The organism is Prevotella sp. Rep29 (assembly GCF_019551475.1).
Taxonomy (GTDB): Bacteria; Bacteroidota; Bacteroidia; order Bacteroidales; family Bacteroidaceae; genus Prevotella.
On the sequence record NZ_CP047159.1, the window covers coordinates 417,278 to 433,206 of the forward strand.

Sequence of the window (15,929 nt, forward strand, 5' to 3'; positions counted from 1 at the left end):
TGGGGGAGAGCGCCTGGCGGGAGAAAACCACTAACTTCACTCCCCTCCCATCGCTGAGGGGAGGGGTAAGGGGTGGGGAGGTAGAGACAATCTGCGGTTAAAACCTTTCGCTAAATGGTAAATACGGTAACGGCTAAATAATCTCTAATCATAATTCTTAATTCATAATTCTTCCTGACTTCATCACTTTTTTGCGCCATCATATAGCGCACAATGATAATCAGCGAGTTACGTAAAATTATTGGGTGGTTTGGGTGGCGCAAGCGAAAAACGTGTACCTTTGCACCATGTATGTACGCAAGAAACACAATCGTTCCGGCTCTACAAGTGTGGTAGTGGTCAGTAAAGCGAGTGGAAAGTATAAAGAAATAAAATCGTTTGGCTCCTCTACATCCGAAGAGGAAATACATTCATTATGCGATAAGGCTGCTGCATGGATACGTTCATTTGGCGGTCAGCAAGAACTTGACTTTGATGACCGCAAGGGAAAGGAAGTCGAGGAGACAGAGCGTTTCCTTAGCAATATTGACAACGTGTTGATAAACGGTACTCGGCTTCTGCTTGATCAAGTCTATGACAGCATCGGCTTCAACCGGATTCCCGATGAGATTCTGCGTCATTTGGTAATCGCAAGGGTGTCGCAGCCCAGAAGCAAACTTGCCACAGTAGATTACCTGAAGTCATATTATGATGAAGATGTTGACCTCAACCACATCTATCGCTACATGGACAAGCTCTACAATACCCAGATGGAGCTTGCGCAGCAGATTAGCGTAGAGCACACCCGGAAACTGTTCGGAGGCAAGATTGGATTGATGTTCTACGACGTGACGACGCTCTACTTTGAGACAGCACAGACGGACGTATTGCGTGAACCGGGGTTTTCAAAGGATGGAAAGACGGCAGAGTCACAGGTTATACTCGGTCTGCTTGTATCAGAAGGAGGCTACCCGCTTTCATACTCTCTGTTCAACGGCAGCCAGTATGAGGGCTTCACCATGATACCAATGATAGATGACTTCAAGCAGCGTTTCAATCTGGGGAAAGATTTTGTTGTGGTGGCAGACTCAGGCTTGATGAACAAGAACAATGTCACTTTGCTGCAGGAGGCTGGCTACAACTACATACTTGGAGCCCGCATCAAGAGCGAGAGCGCAAGCGTGAAGCAATGGATTCTCTCTTTAGAGAAGGTTGATAAAGCCTGTTACGACTACAAACGTGAGAATGGGGAAAGACTTATCGTCAGTTATTCCGACAAGCGTGCAAAGAAGGATGCCTACAACCGTGACCGCGGAATTGTCCGATTGAGAAAAGCCTATAAGACCGGACGCATCACGAAGAGTCAGGTGAACAAGCGTGGCTACAACAAGTTTCTTGAAATCAGCAAGGACATAGAAGTCGTCATCAGCGAAGAGAAGATTGCAGAGGACTGCCAGTGGGACGGACTCAAGGGCTACATCACCAATACAGACCTTGACGCCGAGCGTGTCATTGCCGAGTATCATGGACTCTGGGTGGTGGAACGTGCATTCCGTATTTCAAAAGGAACTCTGGAAATGCGTCCGATGTTTCATTTTACAGAACGTAGGATAGAGGCACATGTCTGCATTTGCTTCATCGCCTATAAGGTATATAAGGAACTGGAGCGACTCATTGCCATTAACAAGATTGGGATGAGTGTCGATAAGGTGCTTGAGGCAGCCAAAACTATCACGACAATCAGGGTAAGGATGCCTAAAAACGGGACTTACTTCACTAAGACACTCTTCTTGACGGAGAAGCACCTCGCAGTGAAACCACTTTTCGACATATCTGGCAACAAATCTTAATTTGGGTGGCGCATTGACGAAGTCAGGAGACAATCTGCGGTTAAAACCTTTCGCTAAATGGTAAATACGGTAACGGCTAAATAATCTCTAATCATAATTCTTAATTCATAATTCTTAATTCTCAATTCAAAATGTGTGGCAATAAAAAAAGCATCCATGACGGGTGCCATGGATGCTTTTTTGTGTTCAGGGTATGTCTTATTTTCTTCCCAGTGCGTCCAGTGCAGGAGCGTATGTGGGGTCGATGCTGAGGATTTTGTTCCAGTATTCGTTTGCTACAGACTCGTTTTTGTTGACGAGGTTGTAGTGTGCGAGATAGTGGTAGGCAGTAACCAGACGGTTGCGGTCGGTGTTGCTCTTTTCCGGCATTGCCTCGATGATTTCAATCAGTTTTGTATAGTCGGGCAGTGCGAGGAATTTCTCCACGTTGGGGTCGAGCATGTTGTCGATCTGAGTCTTTTTGTTGTATGCGAAGACGAGTGTGTTGGGGTCGTCGGCAAACTTCTGAATCATTTCGTCATACACCTTGTTGGCATCCTCCAGTTTTGCTGTCTGCTCTGAGCCGGTGAGTCCTGCTCCCCAGTCGAGGTAGATTTGTGCGAGTGCTGCATAGTCAGTGTTCTTCACTTTCTCGAGTTTGCCGAGATAGTTGCGGTGTTCGGTGATGGCGTTGTTGTAGTCGCCCTTCTCACGATATGCGTTGGCAATGTTTGACATGGCATCGAGCACGTCGCTCTTGGCATCGGGGTTGATTTCGATGCTCTTGCGGAACATTTCGATGGCTTTGTCGTAGTCTTGCTTTCCGTTGTATGCGTGTCCGTAGTAGAGGTAGTCAGTGGAAGTGATTTTCGCACTGTCTGAGCGGTTGAACAGTCGGTCGGCATAGGTGAGTGCCGTGTCGAAGTCCTTGAGGTTGGTACTGTTGAAGAATACCAGGCGGTTGAGTGCCGGATGGCGTGGGAATTTCTCTGCACCGAAGGATGCTATCTCGCGGCTCTTCTCGAAGTTGCTGCTGAGGAACTCGCAGAGTGAGTAGTTCACCAGGTCGCTGCTTTCCATGTCGGCTTTGTTCACCTTGTCGTAGTATTCCACGGCTTTGGCGAGGTTGTTGGCGCGCATATAGATAGTGGCGTTGATGACGTCAACGGGATAGTCGGGACGCACCTTGCGCAGTTCTTCGAGCTTGGCTGCTGATGCTTCCGGGCTCACCTTGCTGTTGATTTGTGCATATTTGCGGTAGGGCTCGGGGTTCATCTTGTCGAAGATGATTGCCTGTTCGTATTCCATCGATGCGTTTCCGCCGTCATCGGTGACGGCATAGATGTCGCCGAGAAGGATGTGCGGGAGTGCGTGTTGTGCTCCGCCTCTCACCTTCATCGCCATGTCGGCATACTGTCTTGCTTTTTGTGTGTCTTCGATGTCGAGATAAGCACGACCGATGCCGCAGAGGACTTCGATGTTTTTCTTGTTTTTCTTCACTACTTCCTTCACTTGCGCTTCGGCATTTGCAGGATTTTCCTTGATAACGATAGAGATGGCATCGATGATTGACTTGTTGTCTGTCTGTGCCATGGCGGTTGCACTGTAACCGAAGAGCAGTGCACCTAAGAATAAATATTTGATAGTTTTCATAATTCTTCTTTTTTTTAATTAAACATGTTAATTATCTCTACTGATAAGATGATTTTGTTTTCTATGGGTTTAATCTTTCGTCACATTTACTTTTCTGACCGTCAAGTCTCCGTATGCAGGAAGGAGTGATGACTGGAAGATGACAAGCTGCGCCTTTGGACTTGTGAGGAAGTTTGCAAATCCCCATGGGAGCCCTCTGATGCGGTCGGTTAATATTCCGTAGATGGTGCGAATCAGCGGGTAGCTGTCGTTGTAGATGTAATACTGGTATGGTTTCCAGCTGTTATATGAAGTGGCTGTCTGCATCCTGCTGACAGACATCACTCGAATGTTCTTCTTGAAGGTGACGTTGGTGGTGTCTCGTTTGTCGTTGAGCCAGTTCGACCCGATGATGCCGATGGCATTGGGGGTCTTTTCCACGTAGTTGATGACTTCCTCGGATTTGTCAACTGCCTGGATGTTGGGGCTGTTGATGGGTGTTCCTCCGAGGATTGAGTCTGCTGCGTAGCGCGCAGTGCTTGATTTGGGATTGTCGAATATGACTTCGATATCGCCGCGTTTGGATTGCGGGTAGATTTCGTCCCATTTCTTTACTTCGCCTTTGAGGATGCGTGCGATGTCGTTGACGGTGATGCACGTATCGGTGTTTGACTTGTGGACGATGAGTGCCAGTCCGTCATAGGCGATGGGGAAGGAGCGGATGTTCTTGTAGCCTTTGTTCTTCAAGATGTTCCGTTCGTTCTTGGTTAGGTCACGCGAGGTGATGGCGAGAAATATTTTCTCGTCGAGAAGCATTTTTACGGCTTCGGATTCGTTTGTGTAAATTGGTGTGAGCTTTGCTTTCGGCGTGTTGTGCTCGAAGATCTCTACCTCTTCATCGATGATGGGAGAAAAACTTTCATCAGAAGCGAATGATATCGCTCCTGATGAATGTGTGTCTGTTCTTCCGGAACCTTTGCGCTTGTCATCGCAAGACGAAAGCGCAAAGGTTGCTATGAAGAGTCCAATTAAAACGCAATATACGTTTTTGTTCATTTCAAAATTCAGTTTACTGTAGCTTAAAGTTAACCGGTACGTTATATTTCACACGTACGTTCTGACCGTTCTGTCTTCCCGGTGTCCACTTCGGCATGGATGCAACCACGCGTGCTGCCTCTTTGTCGAGTGACGGGTCAACGCCACGGATTACCTGTACCTGACTGACTGAACCGTCGCGTTCAACGACGAATCCTACGATGACGCGTCCTTGGATGCCGTTCTCTTCAGCTATCGGCGGGTACTTCACGTGTGAGCTGAGCCAGTTCAGTAATGCTGCCTGACCTCCGGGGAACGATGGCGGTTGTTCCACCACGTCGAAGATTTTTGTCTCTTCCTGTTTCGGCGGTTCCGGCTGTGCGATGACTTCCTTGGCTTTCAGTACTTCGCCTCCCTTGTCGTCATTACCTTCAACGTTGAAGGAACCGATGGCAGTCTTGGTCTTGTTGAGGTCGTCTTGTGACTTCAACTCTTCCTCAGGCTTCACCTCCGAGTCTTTCTTGATGACGGGGGGGACGAATTTCACAGAACTTTTTACTTTTTCAACTGGTTTTGCTTCTTCAATCTTCACAGGAGCTTTCTTCTCGACCTTCACCTCTTTCTTGGTGATGTTCATGAGTTCCACGTCTGCGGAGATTTCTTCTTTCTTATTTGCTTCAATAATGGCGTTGACTCCGATGATGGCTCCTAACGCAGCTGCGATGGCAAGCATAATGATGACGGACCATACGTTACGCTTTCCTGTGTTTTTACGCAGTACGTAAGCACCATATTCCTTGTTTTTTCCTTCAAAGACAAGGTCAACCCAGTTATTGTCTATCAAATCAATTTTTGACATAGCTTCAAGTTGTTTTAAATGTTACACATTGTCATTGCAAGGGGATGTTCTTTGACTTGAGAAGTCTCTCATCGTCGCTGGAAATCTTGTCAAGGACGTACTTACTGATACTGCAAATCTGCATTTCGTCGAGCGCTGTGACCATGTTGTCATAAGAGGCAGTGTCGAGCGGTTTGATAATGATGGTCAGTGTAGGAATCTTCTCACCATTGATTTCACCGTCACGAATCTTTTTCAGTTCGTTCTGATAGACGCTGTCTTCCATGTTGGTCTCATCTTTCTTCGCATCAAGATCCAGTTTCGCTTTGCGGATGCGTGCAACCGGAATGATTCCTTCTTCGGTCTGATGCTCGGTGAGTACCTTGCGGATACCCTCCTTTCCCCAAGTGGTTTCTACCATACAGCTGGGGTCGTCATACTTAGGAATTCCCTTGATGTAATAGATTTTGTCGTTTCCTGCCAGATAGATCGTAATGGTGTGTGACTCTTTGGTCGCGTTACGGTCTTTGTCCTGGATGTTCTCATCATTGCTCGGCATTGTGAGTTGCATTGCCTGAGGCTTGCTGAGAGAGGTACAGAGCATGAAGAATGTAATAAGAAGCATCATCATGTCCACCATAGGCGTGAAGTCCACGCGTACGGTCTGCTTTTTCTGTCTACTTTCTTTTTGTTTAGCCATTCTTTAATCCTCCGCTTCTTTAAACGATGTAATTAACTGGTAACGGTTCTGATCCATGTCCTGCAATTCTGACATGACGCGCTTGATGACCTTGTAGGGTGTCTTGGCGTCTGCCTTGATGCAGAGCTTGATTTCATCACCGGAAGCAATAGCTTCATCTACCCACAGCTGGAACTCGCTCTTTCCTTTTTCTCCGTCGCTGCCTTCGATGCTATCAGTAGGGATACCCAACTGCATCAAGGCTTCGCTCCGTTTGTTCTGGGGGAGAGAGAGGAACTGTGCCAATCTGTCCATTGGAACACCGAACTGTGTCTCTTCCAAGAAGACTGCCTTCTGCTCAGGTGTCAGGTTGACACCGAACTTGCTGGTCATTCCGTCCAGGGTAGATTTCAAATAGTTCACATTATCCATACTCATGAACACCTTTCCTTCAGGATTGATGGTGATGTTCAGAATATCGTTCTCTGGGACCTTGACCTTTGATGCCGACTGCGGTGTGTTGACTTTCACTGCCTCATTCTTGACGAACGTTGACGTCATCATGAAGAAGGTCAGCAAAAGCACCATCACGTCTGACATTGGGGTCATGTCAATCCAGATGTCCGCTTTCTTAATTTTTACTTTACCCATAGCGATAAATGTTTTAAAGGGTTAGCAAAAATTAAGCCTCTTCTGCGTGGTTAACTTCGTATGTCTGAGCGATGGTGTAACCTACCTCGTCGAGGGCGTATGTCAATTTATCAATCTTGTTGGTGTAGAAGTTGTAAGCAACAACGGCTACCCATGATGTTAAAATACCAGATGCGGTGTTAACCAAGGCCTCAGAAATACCGAGAGAAAGTGCCTGAGAGTCTGCACCACCACCAGCTGCCAACGCTGCGAATGAACGGATCATACCGACAACGGTACCGAAAAGAGCGGTCAGCGTACCGAGTGTTGTGATCGTAGCGATGATCGGCATATTCATCTGAAGAGTAGGCATTTCAAGCTGAGTTGCCTCTTCGTGAGCCTGCTGGATGCGTGCAATCTTCTGCTCTTTCTTCATACCTGCAGTTCCTTCCATCTCTTTGTATGTACGGAGAGAAGCTCCTACAACGTTAGCAACGGTACCACGCTGCTTGTCGCAGAGATCCTGAGCCTTTGCGAAGTCGTTAGCCTTCAACGCAGCCTTGATGTTTTCTACGAACTGAGGAAGCTTACCTTTACCAAATGCTGTGCGAAGAGCGAGCCAGCGCTCGATAGAGAGAGCAATCACAGTGAACAAAAGTGTCAAGATGACAGGAACGACGATACCACCTTTGTAGATTGTACCCCAGATGTTTCCGTCGATAACTTCTCCGTTGTTCGGGTCAATGTGAGCACTGCTTCCGAGGAAGAACTTAAAGAACAATACTGCGAGAATGAAGCAAACAACGATAATCCAGAATGCTGCTTTTACTCCCTGAAAGCCCTGTGATTTCTTCACCGGAGCTGTAGTGTTTGTTTTTGTTGCCATAATAATTACTTTTAATTTTTAAAATTTTGGTTATTAATAAATTGATTATATGATTTCTTTATTTCTTGTTTGTTAGACTTGTCCCTCCTCTTTCGGAGGAAATAGTTTCGCAAAGATAAGCATTTCGTTCAAACTGCCACAAGAATTATGGTATTTTAACTATGATTTTTTCAAATTTGCCCCATTTTCGTTGCCGCTTGCAGCGTGTTTTCATCCATGCCGGCACCCATCTCTCGTTTCTTCCGAAGCGCTCGGAATAAAGGGATTTGGGATGCTCCTTTTTAAATTTTGTTCCTGCAAAAATAATACTTTTATTTGTTTAAACGAAAAAAAATGGGCATTATTTCGTTTTTTCTGGCATTTTTGTTTCAAAAATCGTTGTTTTTGACTTTTTTCTTTCACTTTTTATCTTAGGGAGTTCCGTAAATCAGTATGCTTGTTTCTGTCAAATAGCATCTAAAGCTAATTCATGGAACACGCCCTTGGTATTTGTGTTTTGCCGTTTTGTTTGGAGTCGGGGCTGTCAATTATAAAAGAAGCCGGAGGTTGTATAGGGTCAACCTCCGGCTTCTTTTATTCTGTTGTTTTGAGATGTTTTGTCCATTCTGGTGCTACAGTCCTGCGTGTCGCCTGATGGTTTCAGACGTGCAGGTTGTGTCCCATGCGTTCTTTTTTCGTTTGCAGGTATCGCAGGTTGTATTCGTTCGGTGCCACCTCGATGGGTACGTTCTCGACGATTTCCAGTCCATAGCCTTCGAGACCGACGCGCTTGACGGGGTTGTTAGTCATGAGTCGCATCTTGTGTATGCCGAGGTGGCGGAGCATCTGTGCGCCGCATCCGTAGTCGCGCTCGTCGGGTTTGAATCCGAGGTGGGTGTTGGCATCGACCGTGTCGTAACCTTCCTCCTGCAGTTTGTAGGCTTCAATCTTATTCATGAGTCCGATACCTCGTCCTTCCTGCTGCATGTAGATGAGTACGCCTTTCCCCTCTTTTTCAATCATCTGCATCGAGCGGTGCAGCTGTTCGCCGCAGTCGCACCGTTTGCTGCCGAGGATGTCGCCTGTGGCGCATGAAGAGTGTACGCGCACCAGCACCGGTTCGTCTTCCGCCCACGTTCCTTTGATGAGAGCCATGTGTTCCGTTCCGGTGCTCTTCTGACGGAAGGGTATGAGGTGGAAATTGCCGTATTCGGTCGGGAGTTCCACTTCGGTGCCCACTTCGATGAGCGATTCCGTCTTCAGCCGGTAGGCTATCATGTCTTTGATAGTGATGATTTTCAGGTCGTATTGTTTAGCCATCTCCATCAGTTCCGGCATGCGCGCCATCGTTCCGTCGTCGTTCATGATTTCCATCAGTGCGCCGGCGGGGTACAGTCCTGCCAGTCGGCAGAGGTCGATGGTTGCTTCGGTGTGTCCCGAACGTCGCAGCACGCCGTGGTCTTGTGCGTAGAGAGGGTTGATGTGTCCCGGTCTTCCGAATGTCTGCGGAGTGGAGGTGGGGTCGGCGAGTGCCTTGATGGTTGCTGCGCGGTCATGTGCGGAGACTCCCGTCGAGCATCCTTCCAGTTTGTCGATGGTGACGGTGAAAGGAGTGCCGAGCACGGAGGTGTTGTCCTGCACCTGGTGGGGCAGGTCCAGTTCCTTGCATCGGCTCAGGGTGATGGGTGCACACAATACGCCGCGTGCATGTTTAAGCATGAAATTCACCTTTTCGGGGGTTATCTTTTCTGCGGCAATAATCAGGTCGCCTTCATTCTCGCGGTCTTCGTCATCCACAACGATGACAAATTTACCTTCCTTGAAATCTTTTACTGCATCTTCGATGCTATCGAGTCGATAGTTTTCCATACTTATATATATAATAATGTGAAAAGTTTATTCTTGTTTTTCTGCCCATCCTTTTTCTTCGATGCGCTTGACAATCTTGTCGTTGGTCTGCTGTATCCTGTGCAGGTCTTTTGACAGACGCAACCTGAATCGCCACATCCTAAGATACAGGAATGCGCCGACGGGCACGAGGAAGAAAGCGGCGATGTTCATCCATTTGCGCTCGAAGGGGCGTGTGTGTGCCTTTACCGCCAGTATGGGGTATTTGCTCAGTTCGGTAATGATGAGTTTGTCTTCCGAGTTGGACAGGTCGTTGATGACACTTTCAAGTTCTTCGCTGATGCGTTCAATCTCGTGGTCGGGCTTGTATTTGAAGAAAGTCCGGATGATATTCGGTGGCGACTTCAGGTTGTGTTCCCTTGCGTATTGGCTGACCTCGTCCGTCAGTCGGAGCAGTTGGGCGTGGTCGTTCGCATAGTCGGGGTCGTTGATAATCACTTCCTTGCCGTAGGCAGGTCGCTTGATGCGCAGACCGAGCAGTCGCATGATCAGGTTTCGGTAGGCATCCAGATTGAACACGGCTGAATCGTTGTTGGCTTTATACGTGAAGAAGGCAGCCACGGGAGCGAGCACGGCTGTCGCCAGTCCTTTTCCGAACCAGATGGTCCACATGCCGCCGCGCGACATTCTGTAGCCAGTGTTGTCGAGTATATAGAAGATGATGAACACCAGCACCGAGACGATGATGGGAATACCCAGTCCGCCCTTTCTGATGATAGCCCCCAGCGGTGCTCCGATGAAGAAGAAGATGATGCACGAGAGCGCCAGTGTGAACTTGTTGATGGATTCAATCTTGAACTGCCTGAGCACTTTGTCGCCGTCGGAGGTGACGATGCTCCGGAATTCCAGGTCGCTCATCTGCTGCTGCACCTTGTTCAGTGCAAGGTTCACGGCTCTCTGCCGTGTCTCTATCGGTGCCTTCTGGTAGATGCTGTCGATGTTGTATGCCGCGCTGCTTCCCACTTTCCTGGCGTTCACGCTGTCTTGCCGTGAGGCGGGATTGTGGTAGTAGTACACCTTCGCTTCGTTGTAAAAGTTGCGTCCGATGCTGTCATACACATGGTTGAGCGAGTCGATGCCGGTCTGCAGTTCGCTGAGGCTCTTTCCCCTTGCAAAGCTGGAGAGCGAGACGGCATCGGTAAGGTTGAAGTCGGCATCGAAGTCGAGCACGATTTTCTTGTGCCAGAACGTCTCCCGTCGATAGGGCACGTTCGCCGAGCCAGCCAGTTCCTGCGAGCGCATGTTCTCAAACCATTCGCCGTTGTAGAGCGTGAGCAGCAGGTGTTTCTTCTCGGCTGTCGATTGCAGCATGCCCGAGTCGGCGAGTATGATGGCTGCGTCCTCGAAGCTGTTGGTCATTTTGTAGATCATGATGCCATAGAGCATTCCCGTCTCCATGTCTTTCTTCTGTACGTAGAGGTTGGTGCTCGGTATGCCGTCGTAAAAGACACCTTCCGGTATTTCGAGTTCCGGGCTTTTCTGTTTCATCGACAAGAGCAGTTGTCCCAGTTTGCGGTTGGCTTCCGGTCCTATGCTGTTCTGGAAATAGAACGATCCCAGTGCGATGGCTATGGTGATGACAATCAGCGGTCGGAACGTCTGCATGAGCGATATGCCTGAAGCCTTGATGGCGGTCAGCTCCGAACTCTCGCCGAGGTTTCCGAAGGTGATGAGCGACGAGAGCAGGATGGCGAGTGGCAGCGCCTGTGGCACCAGGAAGATACCCATATACCAAAAGAATTGTGCCAGTACGTCCAGCGATAGTCCTTTGCCTATCAGCTTATCGACGTGCTGCCACAAGAATTGCATCATCAGTATGAACTGACAAATAAAGAGTGCTCCGACAAAGAGAACTCCGAACTGCTTGACAATAAATATGTCCAGTTTTCTGATGCCGAACTTCATGCTTTTCGCTGGCAGCGGTCTATGCTGCCGTTTACAACGTGCAAAATTAAAATAAAAATATCAGAAAAGCGCCATTTTTCATATTTTTTTGTATCTTTGCTCTGTCTTTGCCAGCTCTTTCGTAGGAGAAGGGGGCATGGATAATATGCGTGTGTCGTAAGGAGAATAATAGGGTGTATGACAAAAACTCGAGGAGATGAATAAGACTGTTTTTATTACCGGTGGCGCGAGTGGGATAGGTGCGGCGACCGTTGCCAAGTTTCTGAGCGAGGGTTGGAACGTGTTGCTGACGGACATACAGGAACCGCCTCATGTTGATGTGCATGCCCGTTTCGTCAAGGCGGACTCCTCCAAGAAGGAAGAACTGGAACGTGCGGCGCAAATTGCCGAGCAGGAGTTCGGAGGGATAGATGCCGTGTTCTGCAATTCCGGCATTCATCGTCGCAATACCATTTTGGATGTCACTCAGGAAGAGTTGGACCTGGTCATTCAAACCAATATCTACGGCACCGTCTATACGCTTCAGGCGGTACTGCCTTATATCATCCGGCGAGGCGGTGGGGCGGTGGTGCTCAATTCCTCTGACCAGTTTTTTGTGGGCAAGGCGCACAGTTTTGTCTATGGCATGACCAAGGGTGCCATCGGTCAGATGGCGCGCAGCCTTGCGATAGACTTGGGCGCTCACAATATTCGTGTCAATGCGGTCTGTCCCGGCACTATCCATACGCCGTTGGTGGACAACCTGTTCAATGCTTTCTCGGAGAAGGACAACAAGACCATCGCGCAGTATTGGGAGGAGGAGAACGCGCTCTTTGCACGCAAGGAGGCGGGCAGACCGGAGGAAGTGGCGGAGATGGTGTATTTTCTTATCTCCGACAAGGCGTCGTTCTGCACCGGCGGTCACTATCTTATTGATGGCGGTTTGGTGTGCCAGTAGATTCGGTTGTATCTGAATGTTTGCAAAAATTGATATAAAGGAAAAGAAGATGAAAAAACGATTTGATTTGTTTGTGATTATCCTGTCTGTCGGCTGTCTGCTGGCTTTGTCTGCCTGTTCTGACGACGATGGCTCTGCCGGTGGTGACGAAAGGGAATACAAGGGCATTCCGCTGGTGATTCTCGATACCGATATGGGCTCTTCAACCGACGACCTTTTTGCCCTGCAGCTGCTTCATCGCTACGAGCAAGAGGGGTACTGTCGGTTGCTCGGCGTGGTGGTTGACCGCGAAGGTGAGGACTGTGCTGCCTGTGCTGATGTGCTGAACACCTATTTCGGCGACGGAAACACGCCGTTGGCACTTGTGCGCAATGGCATCAAGAACCCGGTGGTGTGGATAGATTACAAACAGATGCCTTATTATACGCTCGACAATGGTGCTCCGATGTTTCGTCGGTCGGTCAGTGATTATGCTGCTCTGCCTGACGGCTATCAGTTGTATCGCCGTCTGCTTGCGGCGCAGCCCGACCATTCGGTGTCGATTTGCTCTACCGGTTTCGTGACGTGCCTTGCACAACTCTTGCAGTCGGAGGCAGATGAATACTCTGAACTTAACGGCGTAGAGTTGGTGCGACGCAAGGTAAAATGTCTCTATTTGCAGGGTGGCGTGTTCGGTGATGCCGAAGAGCCGGACTTCAATCTCGCGCAAGGACCTTCGTTTGCACTTGAGTTTTTCCGTCTGTGGCCGAAGGATGTGGATATCGTGTTCTCACCGATGGAGGTGGGACAAGCCGTGGAGTACACGCCCAGTCAAGTCATCAGCGATGTGTCGTGGACGGATAACCATCCCATCAAACAGGTCTATATGACGTGCGACTGCAACACGGGACAGCGGATGTGGGACCTGATGACGGTCATCCAGGCTGTGGAGGGCGACGAACAGTTCAGACTCTCCGAGCGCGGCACGGTCACGCTTACGCCGGAGTGCGTCACGCACTTCACACCATCCGCCTTTGGTAACTGTCGCTATCAGCTTCCGGGAACGGCAGAGTGGGCGGCTGAGGTATTGCAGAAAATACGCGATGTGAACATGGAACACAACTGAAAGAGTTGCCCCGGCAGGGTGAGAGCGCTTCGCTAATTGATAATTGACAAATGATAAATATGATTACGGCAAACGAACGTTAATCATCATTCTTTAACCCAGCGAAACGAGCAAAAACATCTCTGCCACAACGTGTGATGGCAGATGTGGATGAAGATAAAAAATGTCAGGAAAACGTTGGCAGTCATTGATTGCCGACTGCCGCTGAATCACAGTCCGCTCGACTGTCGCAGCTGTTCGAAGTTCTGGTCCCACATGGCGCGCAGACTGTCCAGGTCTTCGGGCAGTGCAAAGTCGGTGACGTAGAGCATGTAGTCGTTGGTCAGGTCGTTCTTCTCCATCTTGAACTCCAGGTAGGCATCGTCGTCGGTCTCGTCTTCCCAGCGCAGGCGCAGGTGGTCGTTTTTCACTTTCTTGATGATGTTGGCGACATGAATCTCGTGGTGACTCCACTCCTCGCCCCATCTGAACGTAATCTGCTTCTCCGTCTCCGTCACATCGTCAGCAACCCATTTAGCCAGTCCGCCTTCCGTACTGATGAGCGCCCATATGATGTTTTCGGAGTTTGACTTCAGTTCTCTCTCTATGATGATTTTCTGCTTTTTCATAAGTTTTTTGTTGTTTCTGCATAATTCTTCGCTACAAAAATAAACATTTCTTGTGAGAAAACCATAAAAAAGAAGGAATATTTTTTGGTAATTCGAAAGTTTATGTTACCTTTGCACCCGCAATTCGAATGATGAGGCGGGATAGCTCAGCTGGTTAGAGCGCATGATTCATAATCATGAGGTCCCCAGTTCAATCCTGGGTCCCGCTACACGAAGCGTAAAAAGACGGTGGCAATCTTGCTGCCGTCTTTTTTTGTGCCCGCCCTTTGAATTGGAATTCCGGCTCAAGCGAAATTTCATAGAGGTAAATAGTTATTTGAATATGATGAGTGTCCGTCTGTATTTCTGCGGTTTCTGCGAGAAAAAAAATCTCCAGATGAAGGGGAAATCTTTACCGCAGATTAATGGGGTACCGCTCCCCGCCCCTCGCGGAGGGGAGGGGTGCCGACAGGCGGGGTGGGGAGGAAAATATCCGCCGCATGAGAATTACCTCATTATATAGCCCTGATTTTTATCCCGAAAGCCTCCGAAAACACCGAAAGTGTCCGAAAATAAAAGTTTTCGCCTTTTCCGTCTTTTTAGGGTGTTTTCGGAATGCAATATTATCGAAAGTCATGAGAAAGCAACATATCATTTAGCGAAGCTCAGTTCGTTCGGATATGCTATCCGGACGCATTCAATATAAGCATTTGCAATGCGCTCTATACATCGTAGGGGCGGATCGGTGTATCCCCCCGACCTCGCCAAACCATTTCATTCATGCGGGTCGATACATCGATCGACCCCTACGTGGTTTGTTCCCCCACTAAATTTCTATTGAACCACGAAAGTTCAACTCTGTGAAACCAATTTCAGTGAAATTGGTGACCAAATTCAGTGAATTTGGTGAGTAAATTCAGTGAATTTGTTTTTTTATAGTTGACCTTTCATAAAGTAAATCAAGTTGATTTGATGAAAAGAAGTCCTGCTTTTGGGCGGAGATGTAGGTGATTTTGCGCTTCGCTAAATGATATGACAAATAATAAATGACAAATATAATTAGAGAATATTCGCGGTAACCATATCTATCATTTGTCATTTATCAATTATCATTTAGCGAAGCGAAAAAATAAAACTACATTTTTATTTTGTATTTTTCGCTGTCGCTCAACAACTCGTGTGCTCACTTATTCGTAACTTTTCATAAGTTACTTTCGTTCGGAATAAGAAATAAATGAATTTATTTTGTTCTTCCCTCACTTATTCGTAACTTTTCATAAGTTACTTTCGTTCGACAATAAAAATAAAACTACATTTTTATTTTGTATTGTGCTCACTTATTCGTAACTTTGCACACTCAAAATATAAATATGTATCTATAGAATCTCAATTCACATGACAATGGCTGAAGGCAAAAAAATAAAGACCGCATTGGTGTCGGTCTATCATAAAGACGGGCTTGAAGAGCTGCTGGCAAAGTTGTCGGCAGAAGGTGTGGCGTTCCTTTCCACGGGTGGCACACAGGCGTTTATAGAGCAGTTGGGCTACGACTGCCAGAAGGTGGAGGACGTGACCTCCTATCCCTCTATCCTCGGCGGGCGCGTGAAGACGCTCCACCCGAAGGTGTTTGGCGGCATTCTTGCGCGTCGCGATAACGAGGGCGACCGTGGGCAGATGGCGCAGTATGAGATTCCTGAAATAGACCTGGTGGTGGTTGACCTCTATCCGTTTGAGCAGACCGTGGCAGACGGAGCGTCAGAAGAAGACATCATCGAAAAGATAGACATCGGCGGCATCTCGCTGATACGCGCGGGTGCAAAGAATTTCAAGGATGTGGTAATCGTGCCGAGCAAGGCAGAATATCCACTGTTGCTCAATATCCTGAACAGCCAGGGCGCTTGCACGACGCTCGAACAGCGCCGGATGTTTGCCTGTCGCGCCTTTGGCGTAAGCAGTCATTATGACACCGCCATCCACGAGTGGTTTTCAAAGAAATAGTC

13 protein-coding genes and 1 tRNA gene are annotated in these 15,929 nt (G+C 48.2%); 5 read left to right on the plus strand and 9 right to left on the minus strand.

The genetic code is table 11. The features are described from left to right. Positions 1–287 precede the first annotated feature (287 nt). Positions 288–1,829 carry an IS1634 family transposase gene (locus GRF55_RS01745; protein ID WP_172774742.1) on the plus strand — a complete coding sequence of 514 codons (1,542 nt, stop codon included), beginning with the start codon at positions 288–290 and terminating at the stop codon, positions 1,827–1,829. Positions 1,830–2,027: 198 nt separating this feature from the next. On the opposite strand, the gene GRF55_RS01750 is transcribed toward GRF55_RS01745, so the two are convergent. The 8 genes from GRF55_RS01750 to GRF55_RS01785 all read right to left on the minus strand — a co-directional run bounded on the left by GRF55_RS01750 (position 2,028) and on the right by GRF55_RS01785 (position 11,300). Beyond that, positions 2,028–3,461 (minus strand): tetratricopeptide repeat protein, encoded by a 1,434-nt coding sequence (locus GRF55_RS01750; RefSeq protein WP_220368849.1) that lies wholly within the window; start codon positions 3,459–3,461, stop codon positions 2,028–2,030. Between the two features lie 69 nt (positions 3,462–3,530). Then, on the minus strand, positions 3,531–4,496 hold the full coding sequence (locus GRF55_RS01755; RefSeq protein WP_220368850.1) for a PstS family phosphate ABC transporter substrate-binding protein: 966 nt from the start codon (positions 4,494–4,496) through the stop codon (positions 3,531–3,533). A gap of 13 nt (positions 4,497–4,509) precedes the next feature. Then, a complete protein-coding gene (locus tag GRF55_RS01760) occupies positions 4,510–5,334 on the minus strand; it encodes an energy transducer TonB (RefSeq protein WP_220368851.1) in 825 nt (274 codons plus the stop codon). A gap of 31 nt (positions 5,335–5,365) precedes the next feature. Next, complete coding sequence (locus tag GRF55_RS01765; RefSeq protein WP_220368852.1) at positions 5,366–6,013, minus strand: biopolymer transporter ExbD; 648 nt, start codon at positions 6,011–6,013, stop codon at positions 5,366–5,368. 3 nt (positions 6,014–6,016) lie between these two features. Next, complete coding sequence (locus tag GRF55_RS01770; RefSeq protein WP_220368853.1) at positions 6,017–6,643, minus strand: biopolymer transporter ExbD; 627 nt, start codon at positions 6,641–6,643, stop codon at positions 6,017–6,019. A gap of 31 nt (positions 6,644–6,674) precedes the next feature. Next, the gene (locus GRF55_RS01775; protein ID WP_220368854.1) at positions 6,675–7,508 is read right to left on the minus strand and encodes a MotA/TolQ/ExbB proton channel family protein; all 834 of its coding nucleotides are present in this window, start codon (positions 7,506–7,508) and stop codon (positions 6,675–6,677) included. A 639-nt stretch (positions 7,509–8,147) separates the two neighbouring features. After that, positions 8,148–9,356: a bifunctional 3,4-dihydroxy-2-butanone-4-phosphate synthase/GTP cyclohydrolase II gene (locus tag GRF55_RS01780; RefSeq protein WP_220368855.1), complete on the minus strand. Its 1,209-nt coding sequence runs from the start codon at positions 9,354–9,356 to the stop codon at positions 8,148–8,150. 27 nt (positions 9,357–9,383) lie between these two features. Continuing rightward, positions 9,384–11,300 carry an LptF/LptG family permease gene (locus GRF55_RS01785; protein WP_220368856.1) on the minus strand — a complete coding sequence of 639 codons (1,917 nt, stop codon included), beginning with the start codon at positions 11,298–11,300 and terminating at the stop codon, positions 9,384–9,386. Positions 11,301–11,496: 196 nt separating this feature from the next. Between GRF55_RS01785 and GRF55_RS01790 the strand changes: the two genes are divergently transcribed. Then, positions 11,497–12,237: an SDR family NAD(P)-dependent oxidoreductase gene (locus tag GRF55_RS01790; protein ID WP_220368857.1), complete on the plus strand. Its 741-nt coding sequence runs from the start codon at positions 11,497–11,499 to the stop codon at positions 12,235–12,237. A gap of 49 nt (positions 12,238–12,286) precedes the next feature. Beyond that, positions 12,287–13,342 (plus strand): nucleoside hydrolase, encoded by a 1,056-nt coding sequence (locus GRF55_RS01795; protein ID WP_220368858.1) that lies wholly within the window; start codon positions 12,287–12,289, stop codon positions 13,340–13,342. Positions 13,343–13,551: 209 nt separating this feature from the next. Here GRF55_RS01795 and GRF55_RS01800 read toward each other — a convergent pair whose 3' ends face one another. Beyond that, positions 13,552–13,950, minus strand: a complete 399-nt coding sequence (locus GRF55_RS01800) for an START-like domain-containing protein (protein ID WP_220368859.1) — start codon at positions 13,948–13,950, stop codon at positions 13,552–13,554. Positions 13,951–14,085: 135 nt separating this feature from the next. Here GRF55_RS01800 and GRF55_RS01805 point away from each other — a divergent pair. Together GRF55_RS01805 and GRF55_RS01810 are read left to right on the plus strand one after the other, a co-directional pair. Continuing rightward, positions 14,086–14,159 (plus strand) — tRNA-Met (locus tag GRF55_RS01805). Between the two features lie 1,171 nt (positions 14,160–15,330). Beyond that, positions 15,331–15,927, plus strand: coding sequence for an IMP cyclohydrolase (locus GRF55_RS01810; protein ID WP_220368860.1), 597 nt, complete (start codon positions 15,331–15,333; stop codon positions 15,925–15,927). Positions 15,928–15,929: the final 2 nt, after the last annotated feature.